Source organism: Salmonella sp. SJTUF15581 (assembly GCF_043356775.1).
In the GTDB taxonomy this organism is placed as follows: Bacteria; Pseudomonadota; Gammaproteobacteria; order Enterobacterales; family Enterobacteriaceae; genus Salmonella; species Salmonella enterica.
This window is the reverse complement of record NZ_JBEUJY010000008.1, coordinates 109,058-132,120: the sequence shown is the minus strand read 5'-3', so window position 1 is coordinate 132,120 and position 23,063 is coordinate 109,058. Positions and strand designations below refer to the sequence as shown.

Below are 23,063 nucleotides of genomic sequence, written 5' to 3'. Positions count from 1 at the left end.
ATTATCAATCTCTTTCTGTAACCAGTATGTAATAATATGAGCAACCGCACATATTTAATTGCTTTCTGTTACATTCGACTGCTGGTGGGGGAAGCAGACCGCCAGAAAGAAAATTGACTTGTTTTCCATAGGCATGAAAATAATTGTCTCCTGTTGACCTGACGCTTATAACATTTAGATTAATAATCATTTATCAGATCAATAATTTTCAGAAAATAATTAATTCGCCTCGCAAAAAAGAGAATCGACTTAGAGCCTATCCCACCAGGCGTTATTGGCGCAGCCAGTTTGGACACGGACAGCGCGCAAAAACCGGAGCGTACACGTAGTACGTGAGGATTGACTCGCTACGCTCGCCCTTCGGGCCGCCGCTAGCGGCGTTCAAAACGCTAACGCGTTTTGGCGAGCACTGCCCAGGTCCAAAATGGCAAGTAAAATAGCCCTAATGGGATAGGCTCTTGGAAATGCAGAGAAAAAACGCCGCAAAACGCGGCGTTGACAAGGTATTTTTACAGCATTCGCCTGTTGGCGCAGTGCTTATTCGCCCGCTTTCGCCCAGGTATCACGCAGGCCCACGGTGCGGTTAAAGACCAGCTTATCGGCCGTTGCATAGCGGCTGTCAAGGCAGAAGTAACCTTCACGTTCAAACTGGAAAGCTTTCCCTGCTACCGCCGCTTTCAGCGACGGCTCGCCATACCCCAGCTTAATCACTAATGATTCGGGGTTGATAACAGACAGGAAGTCCTCCGCGGCGCCCGGATTCGGCACGCTGAACAGACGGTCGTAGAGACGAATTTCAATCGGCAGCGCATGTGCTGCGCTAACCCAGTGGATTACGCCTTTCACTTTACGCCCGTCAGCCGGATCTTTACTCAGCGTATCGGCATCATAGGTACAGAAGATGGTGGTGATATTCCCTTCGGCATCCTTCTCTACGCGCTCCGCTTTAATGACGTAGGCATTACGCAGACGCACTTCTTTGCCCATCACCAGACGCTTGTACTGTTTGTTCGCTTCTTCGCGGAAATCTGCGCGATCGATCCAGATCTCACCGCTAAACGGCACTTCACGGCTGCCCATCTCCGGTTTATTCGGATGGTTAGGCATGGTAACCATTTCGCTCTCACCCTGCGGGTAGTTTTCGATAACCAGTTTTACCGGATCGATTACCGCCATTGCGCGCGGCGCGTTTTCGTTCAGATCTTCGCGAATGCAGGATTCCAGCGACGCCATCTCAATGGTGTTGTCCTGCTTGGTGACGCCGATGCGTTTGCAGAACTCACGAATAGAAGCTGCGGTATAGCCGCGACGGCGCAGACCGGAAATAGTCGGCATACGCGGATCATCCCAACCTTCGACGTGTTTGTCGGTCACCAGCAGGTTCAGCTTACGCTTGGACATCACGGTGTATTCCAGATTCAGGCGCGAGAATTCGTACTGGCGCGGGTGAACCGGAATGGTGATGTTGTCCAGTACCCAGTCGTACAGACGACGGTTGTCCTGGAACTCCAGCGTACACAGAGAATGAGTAATGCCTTCCAGCGCATCGCTGATGCAGTGAGTAAAGTCGTACATCGGGTAGATGCACCACTTGTTGCCGGTCTGGTGGTGTTCAGCAAATTTAATGCGATACAGCACCGGATCGCGCATCACGATAAACGGCGACGCCATGTCGATTTTAGCGCGCAGACAGGCTTTACCCTCTTCAAAACCGCCGGTACGCATTTTTTCAAATAGCGCGAGGTTTTCTTCCACGCTGCGATCGCGGAACGGGCTGTTTTTACCCGGCGCGGTCAGCGTACCGCGGTATTCGCGGATCTGCTCCGGCGTCAGCTCATCAACGTAGGCCAGGCCTTTATTGATCAGCTCGACCGCATAGGCGTGCAGTTGGTCAAAGTAATCGGAAGAGTAGCGAATATCGCCAGACCAGTGAAAGCCTAACCACTCGACGTCGTTTTTGATCGAATCAACGTACTCGATATCTTCTTTTACCGGGTTGGTGTCATCGAAACGCAGGTTGCACTGGCCCTGATAATCTTGCGCGATGCCAAAGTTCAGGCAGATAGATTTCGCGTGGCCGATGTGCAGATAGCCATTCGGCTCCGGCGGAAAACGGGTATGGACAGTGGTATGTTTACCACTCGCCAGATCTTCATCAATAATCTGACGAATAAAGTTAGTCGGGCGGGCTTCAGCCTCACTCATCGTGGATTCCTCAAAGCGTAAACAACGTATAACGGCATATGATCTTATAAGCCGGACAGACTGACAACCTTTAGTTACTTAAAAAGTGGCTTTGCAGAAAATATTGGGGCTAATTGCGGTAAAAAAAAGCGGCGAAGGTTTCCCTCTGCCGCTTATGTTTTCTGTGATATCGCCGGATGGCGTCTTACGCCTTATCCGGCCAGGAAGCGATTATTTGCTCTTAATCTCGTACAGTGGCGTTTGACCCGCTACCACGTGACCATCCGCTTTGATGACCAGAGCGCTGAAGTCATCGCTGTTGCTGCAAACAACCGGGCTTATCATGGAGCGCGCGTTGGCATTCAGGAAGTCCAGATCCAGTTCCAGAACCGGCTGACCCGCCGTGACTTCCGCACCCTCTTCTACCAGACGCTTGAAGCCCTGACCGTTCAGCGCGACGGTATCGATACCCATATGGACAACGATCTCCGCGCCTTTTTCGGTTTCCAGACAGAACGCGTGGTTAGTGTTGAAGATTTTCACGATAGTACCCGCCGCCGGAGAAACCACGGTTTTATCGGTGGGTTTCACCGCCACGCCATCGCCGACCGCTTTGCTGGCAAACGCTTCATCCGGTACCTGATCCAGCGCCACTACCTCACCGGTAATCGGAGAGACCAGTTCAGCGATAGTCACCGCATTCGGCACCGCCTGGGGTTTGGCCGCCGGAGCAGGTGTCGCAACGTGAGCCGCATCAGCAGACGCTGCCGCGACCGGTCCCCGCGCCACCACTTTCTTCATTTCATCGCCAATCGATTCCGCTTTCGCGCCGACAATAACCTGAATGGTCTGTTTGTTCAGTTTCACCACGCCGGAAGCGCCGAGGCGTTTGCAGGCCGCATCGTTAACGCGAGCAGAGTCATTCACGGTCAGGCGCAGACGGGTAATACACGCATCGATCGCTTTCAGGTTGTCCGTACCGCCAACCGCAGCAATATAGCTGGTCGCCAGTTGCGTTAACCCTTCTTCGGTGTTGCTGTTGGCTTCTTCCGTTACCATCTCATCAACTTTATCTTCGCGGCCCGGCGTTTTCAGGTTAAACATACGAATAACCGCGCTGAACAGCAGGAAGTAGATGATAAAGAATACAACGCCCATCACCAGCAACATCCAGACGTTATTGCTGGCCGCAGGCAGGTTATACATCAGAACATAGTCGATCGCGCCTGCCGAGAAAGAGAAGCCCGCATGGATACCCAGCAACGTCGCGACGAACAGGCTGATACCGGTCAAAATGGCGTGCAGGAGGTACAGCAGCGGCGCCAGGAACATAAACAGGAATTCCAGCGGCTCGGTTACGCCGGTCAGAAACGCGGTGATCGCGACAGACAGCAGCATACCGCCCACCATCGGACGACGTTCTTTCGGCGCGGCGAAATACATCGCCAGAGCGGCGCCCGGCAGACCAAACATCATGATCGGGAAGAAGCCGGACATAAACATCCCCGCCGTGCCGTCGCCAGCATAGAAGCGGTTGATATCGCCGTGGAATACAGTGCCTGCGGCATTGGTGAATTCGCCAATCTGGAACCAGGCGATGGTGTTCAGTACCTGATGCAGACCGGTGGGGATCAGCAGACGGTTGATGAAGCCAAAGATACCGGAACCCAGCGCGCCTGCGGAAACGATCCATTCACCGCCCGCATGGATGCCATGCTGTACCGGCGGCCAGACGTAACCGAAAATAGCGGCCAGCACCAGACAGAAAAAGCCCGTTGCGATCGGTACAAAACGTTTTCCACCGAAGAAACTGAGAAAATCAGGCAGTTTGATACCAGACCAGCGATTATAAACCGCGCCGCCGACCAGACCGGTAATAATCCCCGCCAGCACGCCCATGTTGATTTCCGGGTTAATCGTCACCATCGCTTTGGTCATGACGAAGTAACCCACGGCTCCCGCCAGCGCTGCCGCGCCCGCGCTATCTTTAGACCAACTGGAGGCCACGCCGATAGCGAAAACCAGCGCCAGGTTATCGAAAATAGACCCGCCCGCTTGCGCGATAAACGGCATATTCAGCAAATCTGGTTGGCCGAATCGCAGCAACAACGCTGCCACCGGCAACACGGCGATAGGGAGCTGCAACGCCCTACCCAGCCGCTGGAAAAAACCTAAAATATTCATCTTATTCCCCCTACGAGACGCCGATATGGCTTCTTTGAAGCCGTTTTTTATTGTGCTGCAAACGTTAAAAACGTGATGTTCTGTAATCGAACGGTGAGATCATCTTCTGCAGAGTGTGTGGAAAATTAATTCGCCTCGCAAATTAAACGGGTGTTTTTTGTGATTATAATCACTAAATATCGTAATTACCCCTACCATCCACTGGCTAACACGGAAAACTTATTTTATGATTCAAAAAATCAGGACGGATTGAACACGAACCCTGGATATCCAGGTTACGCTTAATACGATCCGCCAAATTTTGACATTGATTATTGAGGTGAAGAATGAGACTGATCCCCCTGAGTACCGCAGAACAGGTTGGCAAATGGGCCGCTCGCCATATCGTTAACCGTATTAATGCGTTCAAACCGACAGCCGATCGTCCGTTTGTCCTTGGACTGCCTACCGGCGGCACGCCGCTAACGGCGTACAAAGCGCTGGTTGAGATGCACAAAGCGGGCGAGGTCAGCTTTAAGCATGTGGTCACCTTTAATATGGACGAATATGTTGGCCTGCCGAAAGAGCACCCGGAAAGCTACCACAGCTTTATGCATCGTAACTTTTTCGATCACGTTGATATTCCGGCAGAAAACATCAATCTTCTCAACGGTAACGCACCGGATATCGATGCAGAATGCCGTCAATATGAAGAAAAAATTCGTTCTTACGGTAAAATCCATCTGTTTATGGGCGGCGTCGGCAACGACGGTCACATCGCCTTTAACGAACCGGCGTCTTCCCTGGCTTCCCGTACCCGTATCAAAACGTTAACCCATGATACTCGCGTAGCGAACTCCCGCTTCTTTGACGGCGACGTAAACCAGGTGCCGAAATACGCGCTGACGGTAGGCGTAGGCACGCTGCTGGATGCGGAAGAAGTGATGATTCTGGTGCTGGGCCATCAGAAAGCCCAGGCGCTGCAGGCGGCGGTTGAAGGCAACGTCAACCACATGTGGACCATTAGCTGCCTGCAACTCCATCCGAAAGCGGTTGTGGTATGCGATGAGCCTTCCACAATGGAACTTAAAGTTAAAACATTGAAATATTTCAATGAATTAGAAGCAGAAAATATTAAAGGTCTGTAATGTTGTCTCCGCCCCGCCAGTCAATGCGGGGCGGTAAATTTTTGATATCGGGGGTCAGAATGTATGCTTTAACCCAGGGCCGGATCTTTACCGGTCACGAAATTCTTGATGACCATGCGCTTGTTGTCGCTAATGGCCTGATTGACCGCGTTTGTCCGATGGCCGAACTGCCACCGGGAATAGAACAACGCTCATTGAATGGGGCCATTCTCTCCCCCGGTTTTATTGATGTGCAGTTAAACGGCTGCGGCGGCGTGCAGTTTAACGATACCGCAGAAGCCGTCAGCGTTGAAACGCTGGAAATTATGCAGAAAGCCAATGAAAAATCGGGCTGTACTAACTTTCTGCCAACGCTTATCACTACCAGCGACGAATTGATGAAACAGGGCATTCGCGTCATGCGCGAATACCTGGAAAAACATCCGCACCAGGCGCTGGGTCTTCACCTGGAAGGCCCCTGGCTTAATCTGGTAAAAAAAGGCACCCATAATCCTGATTTCGTGCGTAAACCAGACGCTGCGCTGGTCGATTTCTTGTGCGATAATGCCGACGTCATCACCAAAGTCACACTCGCGCCGGAAATGGTGCCTGCCGACGTAATCGCTAAACTGGCGAATGCGGGCATTGTGGTTTCCGCAGGTCACTCCAACGCGACGTTAAAAGAGGCAAAAGCGGGCTTCCGCGCCGGGATTACCTTTGCGACTCACCTGTTTAATGCGATGCCGTACATTACAGGGCGTGAGCCGGGCCTTGCTGGCGCTGTTCTGGACGAAGCGGATATTTATTGCGGCGTTATCGCCGATGGTCTGCATGTCGACTACGCCAACATTCGCAATGCCAAACGCCTGAAAGGCGACAAACTTTGTCTGGTGACAGACGCCACCGCACCGGCGGGGGCCAATATTGAGCAGTTCATTTTCGCAGGTAAAACAATATACTACCGCAATGGACTGTGTGTGGATGAAAACGGTACGTTGAGCGGTTCGTCCTTAACCATGATTGAAGGCGTACGCAACCTGGTCGCGCATTGCGGCATCGCGCTGGATGAAGTGCTGCGCATGGCAACGCTCTATCCGGCACGCGCTATCGGCGTTGATAAACATCTCGGTAGCATTGCGCCGGGTAAAGTCGCCAACCTGACCGCGTTCACCCACGATTTTAAAATTATCAAGACCATCGTTAATGGTGACGAGGTCGTTGACTTGAGTAAGTGAGAATATGACACCAGGCGGACAAGCTCAGATAGGTAACGTTGATCTCGTAAAACAGCTTAACAGCGCGGCCGTTTACCGCCTGATTGACCAGCATGGTCCTATCTCGCGCATACAAATTGCCGAGCAAAGCCAGCTTGCTCCCGCCAGCGTAACGAAAATTACGCGTCAACTCATTGAACGCGGGCTGATCAAAGAAGTCGATCAGCAGGCCTCTACCGGAGGCCGCCGCGCTATCTCTATCGTCACGGAAACCCGTAACTTCCATGCCATTGGCGTTCGCCTGGGCCGTCATGACACCACTTTAACGCTCTACGATCTGAGCAGTAAAGTGGTCGCTGAGGAGCATTATCCGCTACCGGAGCGCACCCAGGAGACGCTGGAACATGCGCTGCTCAACACCATCGCCGTCTTTATTGATAGCTGTCAGCGTAAAATTCGTGAATTGATCGCTATCTCGGTGATCCTGCCAGGGCTTGTCGATCCGGAAAGCGGCGTGATTCGTTACATGCCGCACATTCAGGTTGAAAACTGGGGACTGGTCGAAGCGCTGGAAAAACGGTTTCACGTTACCTGTTTCGTGGGACACGATATCCGTAGCCTGGCGCTGGCGGAACACTACTTCGGCGCCAGTCAGGATTGCGAGGACTCGATTCTGGTGCGCGTTCATCGTGGTACAGGCGCCGGGATTATCTCCAACGGACGCATCTTCATTGGCCGTAACGGCAACGTCGGCGAAATTGGGCATATTCAGGTGGAGCCGTTGGGCGAGCGCTGCCACTGCGGTAATTTCGGCTGTCTGGAAACCATTGCCGCCAATGCGGCGATTGAACAACGGGTGCTGAATTTGCTTAAACAAGGGTATCAAAGCCGTGTTCCGCTTGACGACTGCACGATTAAAACCATCTGTAAGGCGGCAAACCGGGGCGACAGCCTGGCCTCGGAAGTCATTGAGCATGTTGGTCGCCATTTGGGCAAAACGATCGCCATTGCTATCAACCTGTTTAATCCGCAAAAAATCGTCATTGCCGGCGAGATCATTGAAGCCGATAAAGTCCTGTTGCCCGCTATCGAAAGCTGTATCAATACGCAGGCGTTAAAGGCATTTCGCAAAAATTTGCCGGTGGTACGCTCCACGCTGGATCACCGTTCTGCTATCGGCGCATTTGCCTTAGTTAAACGCGCCATGCTCAACGGAACATTGCTGCAACGTTTGCTGGAAAGTTGATGCGCTCTTATAGTATCGGATTATTCACAAATTCCCTGGGTAGTTCATGACCATCAAGAATGTAATCTGCGATATCGACGGCGTGCTGATGCACGACAACGTAGCCGTACCCGGTGCGGCGGAATTTCTGACGGGGATTCTGGAAAAAGGTCTGCCGCTGGTGCTGCTGACCAATTACCCGTCGCAAACCGGCCAGGATCTGGCGAACCGTTTTGCTACCGCTGGCGTTAACGTGCCGGACAGCGTGTTTTATACGTCAGCAATGGCGACAGCCGATTTTCTGCGCCGTCAGGAAGGTAAGAAAGCGTATGTCGTGGGCGAAGGCGCGCTCATTCACGAGCTCTATAAAGCGGGGTTTACCATTACCGATGTGAACCCTGATTTTGTCATCGTTGGAGAAACCCGCTCCTACAACTGGGACATGATGCATAAAGCAGCATTTTTCGTCGCCAATGGCGCGCGCTTTATCGCCACCAACCCGGATACCCACGGTCGCGGCTTTTATCCGGCCTGCGGCGCGCTGTGCGCAGGCATTGAAAAAATTTCCGGCCGGAAGCCGTTTTATGTCGGCAAACCCAGCCCGTGGATCATCCGCGCGGCATTAAACAAAATGCAGGCGCACTCGGAAGAGACCGTTATCGTCGGCGACAACCTGCGCACCGACATTCTGGCGGGGTTCCAGGCCGGTCTGGAGACCATTCTGGTGCTTTCTGGCGTATCAACAATCAATGATATTGACAGTATGCCATTCCGCCCAAGCTGGATTTACCCTTCCGTCGCTGAGATCGACGTTATCTAAACCTGTCCCCTGCCTGATGACGCATAGCTTTCAGGCCTACGGTTCGAACAACATTGTAGGTCTGATAAGCGAAACGTCATCAGGAAAAACATAATTCAATTAATCCACGATAAAACTGAAGATCCATCAATAAATCCGCGCAATATGTAATCATTTTTCACTAATCAACAATGACGATTGCATTTTTCATTTTTCAGACCGTAATCCCCTTGCGCCTTCCACGCCTTTGCGGCATTTTTTAGTCAAGCAAACACAAAAAGTACGACGCAACAGATTAACGGAGAAGGCTATGTGTTCTATTTTCGGCGTATTCGATATCAAAACAGATGCAGCGGAACTGCGTAAAAAAGCCCTTGAACTGTCACGCCTGATGCGCCATCGCGGCCCGGACTGGTCCGGCATCTACGCTTGCGATAACGCGATTCTCGCACATGAACGTTTGTCGATTGTTGATGTTAACGCCGGCGCCCAGCCCCTGTATAACGCCAGAAAAACCCACGTGCTGGCGGTGAACGGTGAAATTTATAACCATCAAACGTTACGCGCGGAGTATGGCGATCGTTACGCGTTCCAGACAGGCTCCGACTGCGAAGTTATTCTCGCGCTATATCAGGAAAAAGGGCCGGATTTCCTTGACGATTTACAGGGGATGTTCGCCTTCGCCCTGTATGACAGCGAAAAAGACGCTTATCTGATTGGTCGTGACCATATCGGTATTATTCCGCTCTATATGGGCTATGACGAATTCGGCAACTTCTACGTAGCGTCAGAAATGAAAGCGCTGACCCCGGTCTGCCGCACCATTAAAGAGTTCCCGGCGGGCAGCTACCTGTGGAGCAAAGACGGCGAAATTCGTCAGTACTATCAGCGCGACTGGTTTGAGTTCGATGCGGTAAAAGACAACGTCACCGACAAAAACGCGCTGCGTCAGGCGCTGGAAGAATCCGTGAAAAGCCACCTGATGTCCGACGTGCCCTATGGCGTGCTGCTCTCCGGCGGTCTGGACTCGTCGGTTATTTCGGCAATCACCAAAAAATTCGCCGCCCGTCGCGTCGAAGATCAGGAGCGCTCCGAAGCCTGGTGGCCACAGTTGCACTCTTTTGCGGTCGGTCTGGAAGGTTCGCCTGACCTGAAGGCGGCCCAGGAAGTGGCTAACCACCTCGGCACCGTGCACCATGAAATTCACTTCACCGTGCAGGAAGGCCTTGATGCCATTCGTGATGTTATCTATCACATTGAAACCTATGACGTGACCACTATCCGCGCCTCAACGCCGATGTATCTGATGTCGCGTAAGATCAAAGCGATGGGCATCAAAATGGTGCTCTCCGGCGAAGGTTCCGATGAGGTGTTTGGCGGCTACCTGTACTTCCATAAAGCGCCGAACGCCAAAGAGTTACATGAAGAGACGGTCCGTAAGCTACAGGCGCTGCATATGTATGACTGCGCCCGCGCCAACAAAGCGATGTCCGCCTGGGGCGTGGAAGCGCGCGTACCGTTCCTGGATAAAAAATTCCTCGACGTGGCGATGCGTATCAACCCACAGGATAAAATGTGCGGTAACGGCAAGATGGAAAAACACGTGCTGCGCGAGTGCTTCGAGTCTTATCTGCCAGCAAGCGTCGCGTGGCGTCAGAAAGAGCAATTCTCTGACGGCGTAGGTTACAGCTGGATTGATACGCTGAAAGAGGTGGCGGCGAAACAGATTTCCGATCAACAACTGGAAACCGCCCGCTTCCGCTTTCCATACAACACGCCATCGTCTAAAGAGGCGTACTTGTACCGGGAAATTTTTGAAGAATTGTTCCCGGTGCCGAGCGCGGCGGAATGCGTACCCGGCGGCCCGTCCGTGGCCTGTTCTTCCGCCAAAGCCATTGAGTGGGATGAAGCATTCAAAACGATGGATGACCCGTCAGGCCGCGCGGTCGGCGTGCATCAGTCGGCGTACCAGTAAATTAACGATGACGAAAGAGCCCTTAGGGGCTCTTTTTTTATAGCAAACCACTTTCGGAAAAACGATTAATAACCAATAATTGCCGAATATTGCGCCACGCTGTTCGCAACCTAACCAAACAGACACTTTCCGACGTTTTTCGATGAAAAAGAGGTTGACGCTTCAAGGCTCAATACGCATAATGCGCCCCGCAACGCCGATAAGGTAACGCGAAAAAAGATGGCTACGTAGCTCAGTTGGTTAGAGCACATCACTCATAATGATGGGGTCACAGGTTCGAATCCCGTCGTAGCCACCATCTTTTTTGCGGGAGTGGCGAAATTGGTAGACGCACCAGATTTAGGTTCTGGCGCCGCAAGGTGTGCGAGTTCAAGTCTCGCCTCCCGCACCATTCACCGATAAGCGTTGTACGGATGGGGTATCGCCAAGCGGTAAGGCACCGGTTTTTGATACCGGCATTCCCTGGTTCGAATCCAGGTACCCCAGCCATATTTCTTCGAGTTTGCGGTTCACCGCGACGGTATTGGGGTATCGCCAAGCGGTAAGGCACCGGTTTTTGATACCGGCATTCCCTGGTTCGAATCCAGGTACCCCAGCCATCGAAGAAATCATCTGGCTACGTAGCTCAGTTGGTTAGAGCACATCACTCATAATGATGGGGTCACAGGTTCGAATCCCGTCGTAGCCACCATATTCAGAACGCGTCGAGGTATTCGACCGGTTCGAAAATAATTTTTTGGGGTATCGCCAAGCGGTAAGGCACCGGATTCTGATTCCGGCATTCCGAGGTTCGAATCCTCGTACCCCAGCCAGTTTTAAAGACGCTCTGCTAATGAGCGCAAGAAGTACGACAATTGGGGTATCGCCAAGCGGTAAGGCACCGGATTCTGATTCCGGCATTCCGAGGTTCGAATCCTCGTACCCCAGCCACCTTTAAAAAGCTCGCTTCGGCGAGCTTTTTGCTTTTCTGCGTTTATAAATTCCGAAAGAGGTTTCCCCCTCAATGCCCTGCTATCAGTAAAACGCTATGATAAAGCCTTACAGGGATCGTTCGGTAACCTCACAATGAATTACCAGTTTTGTTGGTATCTCTTTTTGCGGCCATTAACATTTTTTATGGTCGTCTTGCTCTGCGCTTTCACCTTCATTGATATCACGGCCAGCGCCGCCTGGTTGATTATTTTGGGTCTGGTTTACCCCGTGGCAGTGTCAATGAGGCTACATATACTGCACCAGAAAAAGGCGGTCATGCTACGCCAGAATAGTGCGGAATGGATAGTGTATCTGCCAGGGATCCCTGTGCAAGAAAAACAAAGCACGCTGATTAATGTCGCGTTTTCCTCGAAAACGGCGCTGCGTGGATTCTATATTCGCGCCCTGTCCAGCAAAGTCATTCTTCACATCATCACTTTTTATATTCTGTGGTTTGATGTCCAACATGCAACACTGACGTGGTATCGGATTCTCGCCGCATTAATCACCCTGGCGATTCTTGTAAAATCAATGAGTTCCACATTACTGATGTTACATAAAGTAGTACGTTGCCAATACAACGTATACACAATTGAAATGGCATCACCTTGGTATGAAATTGATTTCAAAGGGAAATTAGGTTTATGTGCTTTATTTGCAGTAAAGTAAGATGTCAATACGCTTACCCGACCTGCAATTGAGCGTTTTTACAAACCGGGTAAGGCATTCAACGGGTTACAACCCCAACGCATACTTCAGCGCCTGACGTTTTAGCACGCCTGCGCGCTGCGCCGCCATCAGCCCCATATTGCGTAAAATACGCAGCGGCGGCAGTTCATTGCTGAACCCTGCATAAAACAGATCCATTCCACTTTGCATCATAAAATTATCTGCCATGCGCCGCGTCTGATAGCGTTTCAACACCGAATGGCTGGCCCAGGACTCGCCATAGCTACGGGCACTCGCCAGCACATCAATCAACGCATCAACATCCCGATACCCCAGGTTGACGCCCTGACCGGCCAGCGGATGAATGGTATGCGCCGCGTCGCCTACCAGCGCCAGCCCCGGTTGCGCATACTGCAACGCGTGACGACGGGTTAGCGGAAACGCGCCCGCCGCGACAGGCATCACCGCCCCCAGACGCGCCGGAAAGTGCTGGTTAATTTCCACCTGCAATTGCGTCATCGATAAACTCTGTAGCTGGCGAATACGCGCCGGAGCGTCATACCACACCAGCGACGCCCAATCGTCGAACAGCGGCAAAAAGGCGCGCGGCCCCGTTGGCGTAAACTGCTGCCAGGTGCTGTCGCCTGGCGCATTTTCACACTTGACGGTGATAAGCATACACGACTGCGCATATTGCCAGGCATGAATGCCAATTCCCGCCATTTGCCGAACCTGCGAATTCGCGCCGTCGGCGCCAATCACTAACTTCGGCGTTACCCATTCGCCGTCGGCCAGTTCCAGCGCATAACCATCGCGGCGGCGGTGCAATGCCGCCAGTGAAGCCGGAACGCGCAGCGTCACGCCGGGGTGCGCTTCCAGCGCCTGCCACAGCGCCTGTTGCAGGACGTTGTTCTCTACCATATAGCCTAACAGCGGCAGCTTGAGTTCAGCGGCGTCGAACACCACATGGGCGTTTTCCCACTCCCAGGTCTCCAGTCGCCGATAAGGATGGCTACGCATCCCCTGCACCGCCTCCCAAACGCCCAGCCCCTTGAGCAGCGCCACGGATGCCGCGCTAATGGCCGAAATCCGCACGTCAGGCTGGCTGTCAGCCACAAACGGCGCAGGCGCGGCATGTTCTATTACCATCACCGTAAACCCTTGCTGCGCCATACCCAGCGCCAGCGCGCCGCCGACCATTCCCCCGCCGACAATGGCAATTTCCGTTGGTTGATTTGTCATGGTCATTCATCCTGTTACGTTTTAGACAAGTTTACAGGATTTTTTACCCATTAGGGCTGACGTCAGTCATACTGGTCACAACCGCGCCAAAGCATTACACTATGCGCCCTGCTTTTCAGCCACTATTTCGCAAGAGCAAGTCGATGACTAAAAAACTCCATATTAAAACCTGGGGCTGTCAGATGAACGAGTACGATTCATCGAAGATGGCCGATCTGCTGGACGCCACCCACGGCTATCAACTGACCGACGTGGCGGAAGAGGCGGATGTGCTGCTGTTGAATACCTGCTCAATCCGCGAGAAGGCTCAGGAAAAAGTCTTCCATCAATTAGGTCGCTGGAGACTGTTAAAAGAGAAAAATCCCGATCTGATTATCGGCGTCGGCGGCTGCGTGGCTTCCCAGGAAGGCGAGCACATTCGTCAACGCGCCCATTACGTCGACATTATTTTTGGCCCGCAAACCTTACACCGCCTGCCGGAGATGATTAACTCCGTGCGTGGCGACCGCAGCCCGGTGGTCGATATCAGCTTCCCGGAAATCGAAAAGTTCGACCGTTTGCCGGAACCGCGCGCAGAAGGCCCGACCGCTTTCGTTTCTATCATGGAAGGCTGCAATAAATATTGTACTTACTGCGTGGTACCGTATACCCGCGGTGAAGAAGTCAGCCGTCCCTCAGACGATATCCTGTTCGAAATCGCCCAGCTAGCGGCGCAGGGCGTGCGTGAGGTCAACCTGCTGGGCCAGAACGTTAACGCCTGGCGCGGAGAAAACTACGACGGCACCACCGGCACCTTTGCCGATCTGCTGCGTCTGGTTGCCGCCATCGACGGCATTGACCGTATTCGCTTTACCACCAGCCATCCGATTGAGTTCACCGACGATATTATCGAGGTGTACCGCGATACGCCGGAGCTGGTCAGTTTCCTGCATCTGCCGGTACAGAGCGGTTCCGATCGCGTGTTGAATCTGATGGGGCGCACCCACACTGCGCTGGAATATAAAGCAATCATCCGTAAACTGCGCGCGGCGCGGCCGGACATTCAGATAAGCTCTGACTTTATCGTCGGTTTCCCAGGCGAAACTACCGATGATTTCGAAAAAACCATGAAGCTTATCGCCGACGTCAACTTTGATATGAGCTACAGCTTTATCTTCTCTGCGCGTCCGGGAACGCCGGCTGCCGATATGGTTGATGACGTACCGGAAGAAGAGAAAAAGCAGCGTCTGTATATTCTGCAAGAGCGTATCAATCAGCAGGCGATGGCATGGAGCCGCCGTATGCTCGGCACGACACAGCGCATTCTGGTGGAAGGCACGTCACGTAAAAACATTATGGAACTGTCTGGCCGTACCGAAAACAATCGGGTGGTGAACTTTGAAGGCACGCCGGAGATGATTGGTAAGTTTGTCGATGTGGAAATTACTGACGTCTATCCGAACTCCCTGCGCGGAAAAGTGGTGCGTACCGAAGATGAAATGGGGCTGCGCGTCGCCGAAACGCCGGAGTCCGTCATTGCCCGTACCCGTAAAGAAAATGAGCTGGGCGTAGGATTCTACCAGCCTTAATCCTGCACAGGAAAGGCAATAATGCCCGATGGCGCTACGCCTGTCGGGCTTCCTGGTCATGGCCTGTCGCCCGACGGGCCTTGCAATTTTCTCTCTTCATCCCCATCTTCATTGCAATGCTTGCGCCTTTTCCCTATGGCGTGAATAATTTCCTTAGATGCCGGTAAATGTTCAGCGTCCGGCGATACAGACACAAGAGGAACAGTTTGAATATAGACACTCGCGAAATTACCCTTGAGCCCGCAGACAACGCCCGTCTGTTGAGCCTTTGCGGGCCGTTTGATGACAATATTAAACAGCTCGAACGTCGTCTCGGTATTGAAATCAACCGCCGTGACAATCACTTTAAACTGACCGGTCGTCCGATTTGCGTGACCGCGGCGACAGATATTTTGCGAAGTCTGTATGTCGATACCGCACCGATGCGCGGCCAGACTCAGGATATCGAACCGGAACAAATTCATCTGGCGATCAAAGAAGCGCGGGTGCTGGAACAGAGCGCGGAAAGCGTGCCTGACTATGGCAAAGCTATTAATATCAAAACCAAGCGCGGCGTGATTAAACCGCGTACCCCGAACCAGGCGCAGTACATCGCCAATATTCTCGATCATGATATTACCTTTGGCGTCGGCCCGGCGGGTACCGGTAAAACTTATCTTGCGGTCGCCGCTGCGGTAGACGCCCTGGAGCGCCAGGAGATTCGCCGTATTCTACTGACCCGTCCGGCGGTGGAAGCGGGCGAAAAACTCGGCTTTCTGCCAGGCGATTTAAGTCAGAAGGTGGACCCGTACCTGCGTCCGCTGTATGACGCGCTGTTCGAAATGCTCGGCTTTGAAAAAGTCGAGAAGCTGATTGAGCGCAATGTGATTGAAGTCGCGCCGCTGGCCTATATGCGCGGACGCACGTTAAACGACGCCTTTATCATTCTGGATGAAAGCCAGAACACCACTATCGAACAGATGAAGATGTTCCTGACGCGTATCGGCTTTAACTCGAAAGCGGTGATCACCGGCGACGTGACGCAGATTGACCTGCCACGCAACACCAAATCCGGCTTGCGTCATGCCATTGAAGTGCTGGCGGAAGTCGATGAAATCAGCTTTAACTTCTTCCACAGCGAAGACGTGGTGCGCCATCCGGTCGTTGCCCGCATTGTTAACGCCTATGAAGCCTGGGAAGAGGCCGAACAAAAACGCAAAGCGGCGTTGGCGGCAGAGCGTAAGCGTGAAGCCCAGGAGCAGGAACAGAAATGAGCCAGGTGATCCTCGATTTACAGTTGGCCTGTGAAAACCACGCGGGCCTGCCGGATGAAGCTCAGTTTCAACGCTGGCTGGACGGCGTTATTCCGCAGTTTCAGGAAGAGGCGGAAGTCACAATCCGTCTGGTGGATGAGGCCGAAAGCCACGACCTTAATTTGACGTACCGCGGGAAAGATAAACCCACTAATGTTCTCTCCTTCCCGTTTGAAGCGCCCCCCGGCATTGAAATGCCGCTACTGGGCGATCTGATTATTTGCCGTCAGGTCGTGGAGCAGGAAGCGCAGGAACAGAGCAAGCCGCTGGAGGCGCACTGGGCGCACATGGTCGTGCACGGTAGCCTGCATTTGCTGGGTTACGATCATATCGACGATGACGAAGCGGAAGAGATGGAGTCTCTCGAAACGGAGATTATGCTTGCTATGGGCTATGAGGATCCGTACATTGCCGAGAAGATTGCAGAATAGTAGCTTGCCGGATGGCGGCGCTTGCGCCTTATCCGGCCTACATTCATGCCTTTTGTAGGCCTGATAAGCGTAGCGCCATCAGGCAAAACATGCCGTCACAGCTGAGTATACGCATGACGAGCTTTGTATTAACTAACATGAGAACCCATACGACGCCATGAGCGACGACAATTCACACAGTAGTGACACAGTAAACAGTAAAAAGGGATTTTTTTCCCTGCTACTCAGCCAGCTTTTCCACGGTGAACCTAAAAACCGCGATGAGTTGCTGGCGCTGATCCGTGATTCCGGGCAGAACGAGCTTATCGATGAAGATACGCGCGATATGCTCGAAGGCGTAATGGACATCGCCGACCAGCGCGTTCGCGATATTATGATCCCGCGCTCCCAGATGATTACCCTGAAACGCAACCAGACGCTGGACGAATGTCTCGATGTTATCATCGAGTCCGCCCACTCGCGTTTTCCGGTGATCAGCGAAGATAAAGATCACATTGAAGGGATTCTGATGGCCAAAGATTTGCTGCCGTTTATGCGCAGCGATGCCGAAGCCTTCAGCATGGACAAAGTGTTACGCACCGCGGTTGTCGTACCGGAAAGCAAACGGGTTGACCGTATGCTCAAGGAGTTCCGCTCCCAGCGTTACCATATGGCGATCGTGATCGATGAGTTTGGCGGCGTTTCCGGCCTTGTGACTATCGAAGACATCCTCGAACTGATTGTCGGTGAAATTGAAGATGAGTATGACGAAGAAGACGATATCGACTTCCGTCAGCTTAGCCGCCATACCTGGACGATTCGCGCGCTGGCGTCGATTGAAGACTTCAACGACGCTTTCGGCACCCACTTCAGCGATGAAGAAGTCGATACCATCGGCGGGCTGGTGATGCAGGCGTTCGGCCATTTACCGGCCCGCGGCGAAACCATTGACATTGATGGTTACCAGTTCAAAGTGGCGATGGCCGATAGTCGTCGTATTATTCAGGTGCATGTCAGGATCCCGGATGACTCGCCCCAGCCAAAACTGGACGAATAACAGCAATAGTGGACTAAAAATGGCATTTGCCTCGTTAATTGAACGCCAGCGTATTCGCCTGCTGCTGGCGTTATTATTCGGCGCCTGCGGAACACTGGCTTTCTCTCCGTATGACGTCTGGCCCGCAGCGATAGTGTCGCTTATCGGGCTGCAGGCCTTAACGTTTAATCGCCGCCCGCTCCAGTCTGCCGCCATCGGCTATTGCTGGGGACTCGGACTTTTCGGTAGCGGGATTAACTGGGTTTATGTCAGTATCGCGCAGTTTGGCGGCATGCCGGGCCCGGTTAACGTTTTTCTGGTGGTGCTGCTTGCAGCTTATCTCTCGCTGTATACCGGACTGTTTGCCGGGATTTTGTCGCGCCTGTGGCCAAAAACCAACTGGCTGCGCGTCGCTATCGCCGCGCCTGCAATATGGCAAATCACCGAATTTTTACGCGGCTGGGTGCTGACCGGCTTCCCCTGGCTGCAATTTGGCTATAGTCAGGTCGACGGCCCGCTAAAAGGCCTGGCGCCGGTAATGGGCGTCGAAGCGATCAACTTCCTGCTGATGATGGTCAGCGGCCTGTTAGCGCTGGCACTGGCGACGCGGAACTGGCGTCCGCTGGCTGTCGCCGTGATTCTGTTTGCTTTGCCCTTTCCGCTACGTTATATCCAGTGGTTTACGCTGGAACCGGCCAAAGCGACCCAGGTATCGCTGGTGCAGGGCGATATTCCGCAGTCGCTGAAGTGGGACGAAAACCAGCTACTGAATACGCTAAAAATTTATCTCAACGAAACCCGCCCAGAGTTAGGCAAATCACAGATTATTATCTGGCCTGAGTCGGCGATTCCGGATCTCGAAATCAATCAGCAGCCTTTCCTTCGTTCGCTGGACGAGATGTTACGCGAAAAAAATAGCACGCTGATCACCGGTATTGTCGATGCGCGTCTCAATAAACAGAATCGATACGACACCTACAATACGATTATTACGTTGGGCAAGGATAATCCATACAGTTATGACTCGCCCAATCGCTACAATAAAAATCACCTTGTACCCTTTGGCGAGTTCGTTCCGCTGGAGTCTATCCTGCGTCCGCTGGCGCCGTTCTTCGATCTGCCCATGTCCTCCTTTAGCCGCGGCCCTTATATCCAGCCGCAGTTACATGCGCACGACTATAAGCTGACGGCGGCAATCTGTTATGAAATTATTCTTGGCGAACAGGTGCGGGATAACTTCCGCCCGGACACCGACTATCTGCTGACGATTTCTAACGACGCCTGGTTTGGTAAGTCCATTGGCCCGTGGCAACATTTCCAGATGGCGCGGATGCGTTCGCTGGAGCTGGCGCGTCCGTTGCTGCGCAGTACCAATAACGGTATTACGGCGGTGATTGGCCCGCAGGGCGAAATCCAGGCGATGATCCCGCAGTTCACACGCCAGGTACTGACCACCCACGTCACGCCAACCACGGGGTTAACTCCCTATGCCCGTACCGGCAACTGGCCGCTATGGGTACTGACCGCGCTGTTTGCTTTTGGCGCGGTAGTGATGAGTCTGCGACAACGACGGAAATAATCTCTCCCCAGGCCGGATAGCACTTCATTTATCCGGCCTGAAAATCCTCCTTTTTCCCTCATTCTGGCACGTCTATTGCTTTGTTAAACATGGCAAACCTGTTCTGGCTGCTTGTGCAACCTGGTCGCACCAAAATCGATCATCGGTAGCACCTGAACGGTGCAATGTAGGATTTTTGCCTCTGAACGGTGCGGCGCACTTCGCAAAAATAAACAATATCGCAGCAAAATATTTACAACAAGCCACACTAAATGTTAACAAACACACATAACACTGCACGCGCAAGTTGCAGGCAATAACAACATCACAATAGCTATCAATGCGTCGACGGCGCAGATGATAAAGGAGTTGGATATGCAATTACGTAAGCTAACCACAGCAATGCTGGTCATGGGACTGTCTGCGGGCCTCGCGCACGCAGAAGATGGCGCGCCTGCCGCTGGTAGCACCCTGGACAAGATCGCTAAAAATGGCGTGATCGTCGTCGGGCATCGCGAATCTTCTGTGCCCTTTTCTTATTACGACAACCAGCAGAAAGTGGTCGGCTATTCCCAGGACTACTCCAACGCCATTGTAGAAGCGGTAAAAAAGAAACTTAACAAGCCCGATCTGCAGGTGAAGCTGATCCCGATCACCTCGCAAAACCGTATTCCGCTGTTGCAAAACGGAACCTTCGATTTTGAATGTGGTTCAACGACTAACAACCTTGAGCGCCAAAAACAGGCCGCCTTCTCCGATACGATTTTCGTCGTCGGGACGCGACTGCTGACTAAAAAAGGCGGCGATATTAAAGATTTCCCGGATCTGAAAGGCAAAGCGGTCGTCGTCACCTCCGGGACGACCTCTGAAATTCTGCTGCATAAGCTTAACGAAGAGCAAAAGATGGGGATGCGTATTATTAGCGCGAAAGACCACGGTGACTCGTTCCGCACCCTGGAAAGCGGTCGCGCCGTCGCCTTTATGATGGATGACGCGCTGCTGGCCGGCGAGCGCGCCAAAGCCAAGAAACCGGATAACTGGGAGATTGTCGGTAAACCGCAGTCCCAGGAAGCCTACGGCTGTATGCTGCGTAAAAACGACCCTGAGTTTAAAAAGCTGATGGACGATACCATCGCCCAGGCGCAAACCTCCGGCGAAGCGGAAAAGTGGTTTGATAAGTGGTTTAAAAATCCGATCCCACCGAAAAACCTGAACATGAATTTCGAGTTGTCTGACGAGATGAAAGCCCTGTTCAAAGCACCGAATGATAAAGCGCTTAACTAACTAAAACTAAATGGGACGGGACTCCTGTCCTCTCGATTGTCGCTCAGCACGGACAGACTATAAGCCTGATGGTCGTTCCCCATCGGGCCTGAAGCCGCAAATCGCCGGGCAACAATCTTCGAGGGTAGCGCTGCTACCCTTTTTTTTCGGAGTAGATGTATGTCAATAGACTGGAACTGGGGTATTTTTTTACAGGAAGCCCCCTTCGGCAATACCACCTATCTCGGCTGGCTATGGAGTGGTTTTCAGGTCACCGTAGCCCTTTCGATTACCGCCTGGATTATCGCTTTCCTGGTAGGATCTATTTTCGGCATTTTACGTACCGTTCCCAACCGTTTCCTCTCCGGACTGGGCACATTGTACGTAGAACTGTTCCGTAACGTGCCGCTGATCGTGCAATTCTTCACCTGGTACCTGGTGGTGCCTGAACTGTTGCCGGAAGATCTTGGCATGTGGTTTAAGGCAGAACTCGATCCCAATATTCAGTTTTTCCTCTCCTCAATGATCTGTCTGGGACTGTTTACCGCCGCCCGCGTTTGCGAACAGGTGCGCGCCGCGATTCAGTCTCTGCCTCGCGGGCAGAAGAACGCGGCGCTGGCGATGGGGCTAACGCTGCCGCAGGCTTATCGCTATGTCCTGCTGCCGAATGCCTATCGCGTTATCGTACCGCCAATGACGTCAGAGATGATGAACCTGGTGAAAAACTCGGCTATTGCCTCAACCATCGGCCTGGTGGATATGGCGGCGCAGGCAGGCAAACTGTTGGATTACTCGGCGCACGCCTGGGAATCCTTCACCGCCATTACGCTGGCCTATGTGCTGATTAACGCCGTTATCATGCTGGTCATGAGCCTGGTTGAACGCAAAGTCCGCCTGCCGGGCAACGTGGGGAGCAAATAATGTACGAATTTGACTGGAGTTCGATTATCCCCTCACTGCCTTACCTGCTGGCCGGGTTGGTCATCACGCTGAAGATCACCGTCACCGCCGTTGTCGTGGGGATAGTCTGGGGAACCATTCTGGCCGTCATGCGCCTCTCAAGCTTTGCCCCTATCGCCTGGTTTGCTAAAGCGTATGTTAACGTTTTCCGTTCCATCCCGTTGGTGATGGTCTTGCTGTGGTTCTATCTGATTGTACCCGGCTTTCTGCAAAACGTGCTGGGACTATCGCCGAAAACCGATATCCGCCTGATCTCCGCGATGGTGGCATTCTCTATGTTTGAAGCGGCCTACTATTCCGAGATTATTCGCGCCGGTATTCAAAGTATTTCCCGCGGGCAGTCCAGCGCCGCGCTGGCGCTGGGGATGACCCACTGGCAGTCGATGAAGCTCATTATTCTGCCGCAGGCGTTTCGGGCGATGGTGCCGCTGTTGCTTACGCAGGGCATCGTGCTATTTCAGGACACCTCTTTAGTTTATGTACTCAGCCTGGCGGACTTCTTCCGCACCGCGTCGACTATCGGCGAGCGTGACGGTACTCAGGTCGAAATGATTCTGTTCGCCGGCGCCGTTTATTTTGTTATCAGCCTGAGCGCGTCGTTGCTGGTCAGCTATTTGAAGAAAAGGACAGTTTAATGATTACCCTGAAAAATGTTTCAAAATGGTATGGTCACTTTCAGGTGCTGACCGATTGTTCAACAGAAGTAAAAAAAGGTGAGGTGGTGGTAGTCTGCGGGCCATCGGGTTCCGGTAAATCCACGCTAATTAAGACCGTCAACGGTCTGGAACCGGTGCAAAAAGGCGAAATTACCGTTAACGGCATTATTGTGAACGACAAAAAAACCGATCTGGCGAAACTGCGTTCCCGCGTGGGCATGGTATTCCAGCACTTCGAGCTGTTTCCCCACCTGTCGATCATCGAAAACCTGACGCTGGCGCAGGTGAAAGTGCTGAAACGCGATAAGGCCGCCGCCCGCGATAAAGGCCTGAAGCTGCTGGAGCGCGTTGGCCTGTCTGCACATGCCAACAAGTTCCCGGCGCAGCTTTCCGGCGGTCAGCAACAACGCGTGGCGATCGCCCGCGCGCTATGTATGGACCCCATTGCCATGTTATTCGATGAACCGACTTCAGCGCTCGATCCGGAAATGATCAACGAGGTACTGGACGTAATGGTCGAGCTGGCGAACGAAGGGATGACCATGATGGTGGTGACGCACGAAATGGGCTTTGCCCGTAAAGTGGCTAACCGGGTGATCTTTATGGATGAAGGTAAAATCGTCGAAGATTCGCCAAAAGAGGAGTTCTTCGCTAACCCCAGTTCCGATCGCGCAAAAGACTTCCTTGCGAAAATCCTGCACTAATCTTCCCGGCGCGCACGTCAGAGTGCGCGCTATCTCACGCTTTACC

18 protein-coding genes and 7 tRNA genes are annotated in these 23,063 nt (G+C 52.8%); 22 read left to right on the top strand and 3 right to left on the bottom strand.

The genetic code is table 11. The features are described 5' to 3' along the window. Nucleotides 1–537 precede the first annotated feature (537 nt). Together glnS and nagE are read right to left on the bottom strand one after the other, a co-directional pair. Entirely contained in the window at nt 538–2,205 is a 1,668-nt protein-coding gene (glnS, locus tag ABVN36_RS15340) for a glutamine--tRNA ligase (RefSeq protein WP_001749115.1), read from the bottom strand. A 210-nt stretch (nt 2,206–2,415) separates the two neighbouring features. Then, on the bottom strand, nt 2,416–4,368 hold the full coding sequence (gene nagE / locus ABVN36_RS15335) for a PTS N-acetyl glucosamine transporter subunit IIABC (protein WP_001023069.1): 1,953 nt from the start codon (nt 4,366–4,368) through the stop codon (nt 2,416–2,418). A 326-nt stretch (nt 4,369–4,694) separates the two neighbouring features. Here nagE and nagB point away from each other — a divergent pair, with 326 nt between their 5' ends. The 13 genes from nagB to ABVN36_RS15270 all read left to right on the top strand — a co-directional run bounded on the left by nagB (nt 4,695) and on the right by ABVN36_RS15270 (nt 12,328). After that, on the top strand, nt 4,695–5,495 hold the full coding sequence (gene nagB, locus ABVN36_RS15330) for a glucosamine-6-phosphate deaminase (RefSeq protein ID WP_001237059.1): 801 nt from the start codon (nt 4,695–4,697) through the stop codon (nt 5,493–5,495). Nucleotides 5,496–5,554: 59 nt separating this feature from the next. Further along, nucleotides 5,555–6,709: an N-acetylglucosamine-6-phosphate deacetylase gene (gene nagA, locus ABVN36_RS15325; RefSeq protein WP_000271186.1), complete on the top strand. Its 1,155-nt coding sequence runs from the start codon at nt 5,555–5,557 to the stop codon at nt 6,707–6,709. Nucleotides 6,710–6,713: 4 nt separating this feature from the next. Further along, nucleotides 6,714–7,934 carry a DNA-binding transcriptional regulator NagC gene (gene nagC / locus ABVN36_RS15320; RefSeq protein WP_000187578.1) on the top strand — a complete coding sequence of 407 codons (1,221 nt, stop codon included), beginning with the start codon at nt 6,714–6,716 and terminating at the stop codon, nt 7,932–7,934. A 46-nt stretch (nt 7,935–7,980) separates the two neighbouring features. Continuing rightward, nucleotides 7,981–8,733: a ribonucleotide monophosphatase NagD gene (nagD, locus tag ABVN36_RS15315; protein ID WP_000153143.1), complete on the top strand. Its 753-nt coding sequence runs from the start codon at nt 7,981–7,983 to the stop codon at nt 8,731–8,733. Between the two features lie 289 nt (nt 8,734–9,022). After that, nucleotides 9,023–10,687, top strand: a complete 1,665-nt coding sequence (asnB, locus tag ABVN36_RS15310) for an asparagine synthase B (protein ID WP_000337041.1) — start codon at nt 9,023–9,025, stop codon at nt 10,685–10,687. 221 nt (nt 10,688–10,908) lie between these two features. Next, nucleotides 10,909–10,985 (top strand) — tRNA-Met (locus ABVN36_RS15305). A gap of 8 nt (nt 10,986–10,993) precedes the next feature. Continuing rightward, nucleotides 10,994–11,078: transfer RNA gene (locus ABVN36_RS15300), tRNA-Leu, on the top strand. A 23-nt stretch (nt 11,079–11,101) separates the two neighbouring features. Continuing rightward, nucleotides 11,102–11,176: transfer RNA gene (locus ABVN36_RS15295), tRNA-Gln, on the top strand. 35 nt (nt 11,177–11,211) lie between these two features. Beyond that, nucleotides 11,212–11,286 (top strand) — tRNA-Gln (locus ABVN36_RS15290). 15 nt (nt 11,287–11,301) lie between these two features. Then, nucleotides 11,302–11,378 (top strand) — tRNA-Met (locus ABVN36_RS15285). Nucleotides 11,379–11,424: 46 nt separating this feature from the next. Beyond that, nucleotides 11,425–11,499 (top strand) — tRNA-Gln (locus ABVN36_RS15280). Nucleotides 11,500–11,542: 43 nt separating this feature from the next. Next, nucleotides 11,543–11,617: transfer RNA gene (locus ABVN36_RS15275), tRNA-Gln, on the top strand. Nucleotides 11,618–11,752: 135 nt separating this feature from the next. Continuing rightward, nucleotides 11,753–12,328: a hypothetical protein gene (locus ABVN36_RS15270; protein ID WP_023137861.1), complete on the top strand. Its 576-nt coding sequence runs from the start codon at nt 11,753–11,755 to the stop codon at nt 12,326–12,328. Between the two features lie 66 nt (nt 12,329–12,394). Here ABVN36_RS15270 and ubiF read toward each other — a convergent pair whose 3' ends face one another. Further along, the gene (gene ubiF / locus ABVN36_RS15265; protein WP_023137862.1) at nt 12,395–13,570 is read right to left on the bottom strand and encodes a 3-demethoxyubiquinol 3-hydroxylase; all 1,176 of its coding nucleotides are present in this window, start codon (nt 13,568–13,570) and stop codon (nt 12,395–12,397) included. Between the two features lie 143 nt (nt 13,571–13,713). On the opposite strand from ubiF, the gene miaB reads away from it, so the two are divergent. From miaB to gltL, 9 genes are all read left to right on the top strand, one after another. Then, complete coding sequence (miaB, locus tag ABVN36_RS15260) at nt 13,714–15,138, top strand: tRNA (N6-isopentenyl adenosine(37)-C2)-methylthiotransferase MiaB (RefSeq protein WP_001519200.1); 1,425 nt, start codon at nt 13,714–13,716, stop codon at nt 15,136–15,138. A gap of 206 nt (nt 15,139–15,344) precedes the next feature. Then, entirely contained in the window at nt 15,345–16,391 is a 1,047-nt protein-coding gene (locus ABVN36_RS15255) for a PhoH family protein (protein ID WP_001018045.1), read from the top strand. Next, nucleotides 16,388–16,861, top strand: a complete 474-nt coding sequence (gene ybeY / locus ABVN36_RS15250; RefSeq protein WP_000084477.1) for an rRNA maturation RNase YbeY — start codon at nt 16,388–16,390, stop codon at nt 16,859–16,861. The genes ABVN36_RS15255 and ybeY overlap by 4 nt, the downstream gene beginning before the upstream one ends. A 157-nt stretch (nt 16,862–17,018) precedes the next feature. Beyond that, nucleotides 17,019–17,897 carry a CNNM family magnesium/cobalt transport protein CorC gene (corC, locus tag ABVN36_RS15245; protein ID WP_001278615.1) on the top strand — a complete coding sequence of 293 codons (879 nt, stop codon included), beginning with the start codon at nt 17,019–17,021 and terminating at the stop codon, nt 17,895–17,897. Nucleotides 17,898–17,916: 19 nt separating this feature from the next. Beyond that, on the top strand, nt 17,917–19,455 hold the full coding sequence (gene lnt / locus ABVN36_RS15240; RefSeq protein WP_001749116.1) for an apolipoprotein N-acyltransferase: 1,539 nt from the start codon (nt 17,917–17,919) through the stop codon (nt 19,453–19,455). Between the two features lie 354 nt (nt 19,456–19,809). Beyond that, nucleotides 19,810–20,718: an amino acid ABC transporter substrate-binding protein gene (locus ABVN36_RS15235; RefSeq protein ID WP_001518176.1), complete on the top strand. Its 909-nt coding sequence runs from the start codon at nt 19,810–19,812 to the stop codon at nt 20,716–20,718. A 159-nt stretch (nt 20,719–20,877) separates the two neighbouring features. Further along, nucleotides 20,878–21,618, top strand: coding sequence for a glutamate/aspartate ABC transporter permease GltJ (gene gltJ / locus ABVN36_RS15230; RefSeq protein WP_000020930.1), 741 nt, complete (start codon nt 20,878–20,880; stop codon nt 21,616–21,618). Beyond that, the gene (gene gltK / locus ABVN36_RS15225; RefSeq protein WP_000272799.1) at nt 21,618–22,292 is read left to right on the top strand and encodes a glutamate/aspartate ABC transporter permease GltK; all 675 of its coding nucleotides are present in this window, start codon (nt 21,618–21,620) and stop codon (nt 22,290–22,292) included. The genes gltJ and gltK overlap by 1 nt, the downstream gene beginning before the upstream one ends. Next, on the top strand, nt 22,292–23,017 hold the full coding sequence (gltL, locus tag ABVN36_RS15220; protein WP_000631369.1) for a glutamate/aspartate ABC transporter ATP-binding protein GltL: 726 nt from the start codon (nt 22,292–22,294) through the stop codon (nt 23,015–23,017). Before gltK ends, gltL begins: the two co-directional genes overlap by 1 nt. The last annotated feature ends 46 nt before the right edge of the window (nt 23,018–23,063 follow it).

What these genes read in the sequence shown, in the direction of transcription:
- glnS (WP_001749115.1), bottom strand. Translation starts at nt 2,205, where the DNA reads ATGAGTGAGGCTGAAGCCCGCCCGACTAACTTTATTCGTCAGATTATT.
- nagE (WP_001023069.1), bottom strand. Translation starts at nt 4,368, where the DNA reads ATGAATATTTTAGGTTTTTTCCAGCGGCTGGGTAGGGCGTTGCAGCTC.
- nagB (WP_001237059.1), top strand. Translation starts at nt 4,695, where the DNA reads ATGAGACTGATCCCCCTGAGTACCGCAGAACAGGTTGGCAAATGGGCC.
- nagA (WP_000271186.1), top strand. Translation starts at nt 5,555, where the DNA reads ATGTATGCTTTAACCCAGGGCCGGATCTTTACCGGTCACGAAATTCTT.
- nagC (WP_000187578.1), top strand. Translation starts at nt 6,714, where the DNA reads ATGACACCAGGCGGACAAGCTCAGATAGGTAACGTTGATCTCGTAAAA.
- nagD (WP_000153143.1), top strand. Translation starts at nt 7,981, where the DNA reads ATGACCATCAAGAATGTAATCTGCGATATCGACGGCGTGCTGATGCAC.
- asnB (WP_000337041.1), top strand. Translation starts at nt 9,023, where the DNA reads ATGTGTTCTATTTTCGGCGTATTCGATATCAAAACAGATGCAGCGGAA.
- ABVN36_RS15270 (WP_023137861.1), top strand. Translation starts at nt 11,753, where the DNA reads ATGAATTACCAGTTTTGTTGGTATCTCTTTTTGCGGCCATTAACATTT.
- ubiF (WP_023137862.1), bottom strand. Translation starts at nt 13,570, where the DNA reads ATGACAAATCAACCAACGGAAATTGCCATTGTCGGCGGGGGAATGGTC.
- miaB (WP_001519200.1), top strand. Translation starts at nt 13,714, where the DNA reads ATGACTAAAAAACTCCATATTAAAACCTGGGGCTGTCAGATGAACGAG.
- ybeY (WP_000084477.1), top strand. Translation starts at nt 16,388, where the DNA reads ATGAGCCAGGTGATCCTCGATTTACAGTTGGCCTGTGAAAACCACGCG.
- corC (WP_001278615.1), top strand. Translation starts at nt 17,019, where the DNA reads ATGAGCGACGACAATTCACACAGTAGTGACACAGTAAACAGTAAAAAG.
- lnt (WP_001749116.1), top strand. Translation starts at nt 17,917, where the DNA reads ATGGCATTTGCCTCGTTAATTGAACGCCAGCGTATTCGCCTGCTGCTG.
- ABVN36_RS15235 (WP_001518176.1), top strand. Translation starts at nt 19,810, where the DNA reads ATGCAATTACGTAAGCTAACCACAGCAATGCTGGTCATGGGACTGTCT.
- gltJ (WP_000020930.1), top strand. Translation starts at nt 20,878, where the DNA reads ATGTCAATAGACTGGAACTGGGGTATTTTTTTACAGGAAGCCCCCTTC.
- gltK (WP_000272799.1), top strand. Translation starts at nt 21,618, where the DNA reads ATGTACGAATTTGACTGGAGTTCGATTATCCCCTCACTGCCTTACCTG.
- gltL (WP_000631369.1), top strand. Translation starts at nt 22,292, where the DNA reads ATGATTACCCTGAAAAATGTTTCAAAATGGTATGGTCACTTTCAGGTG.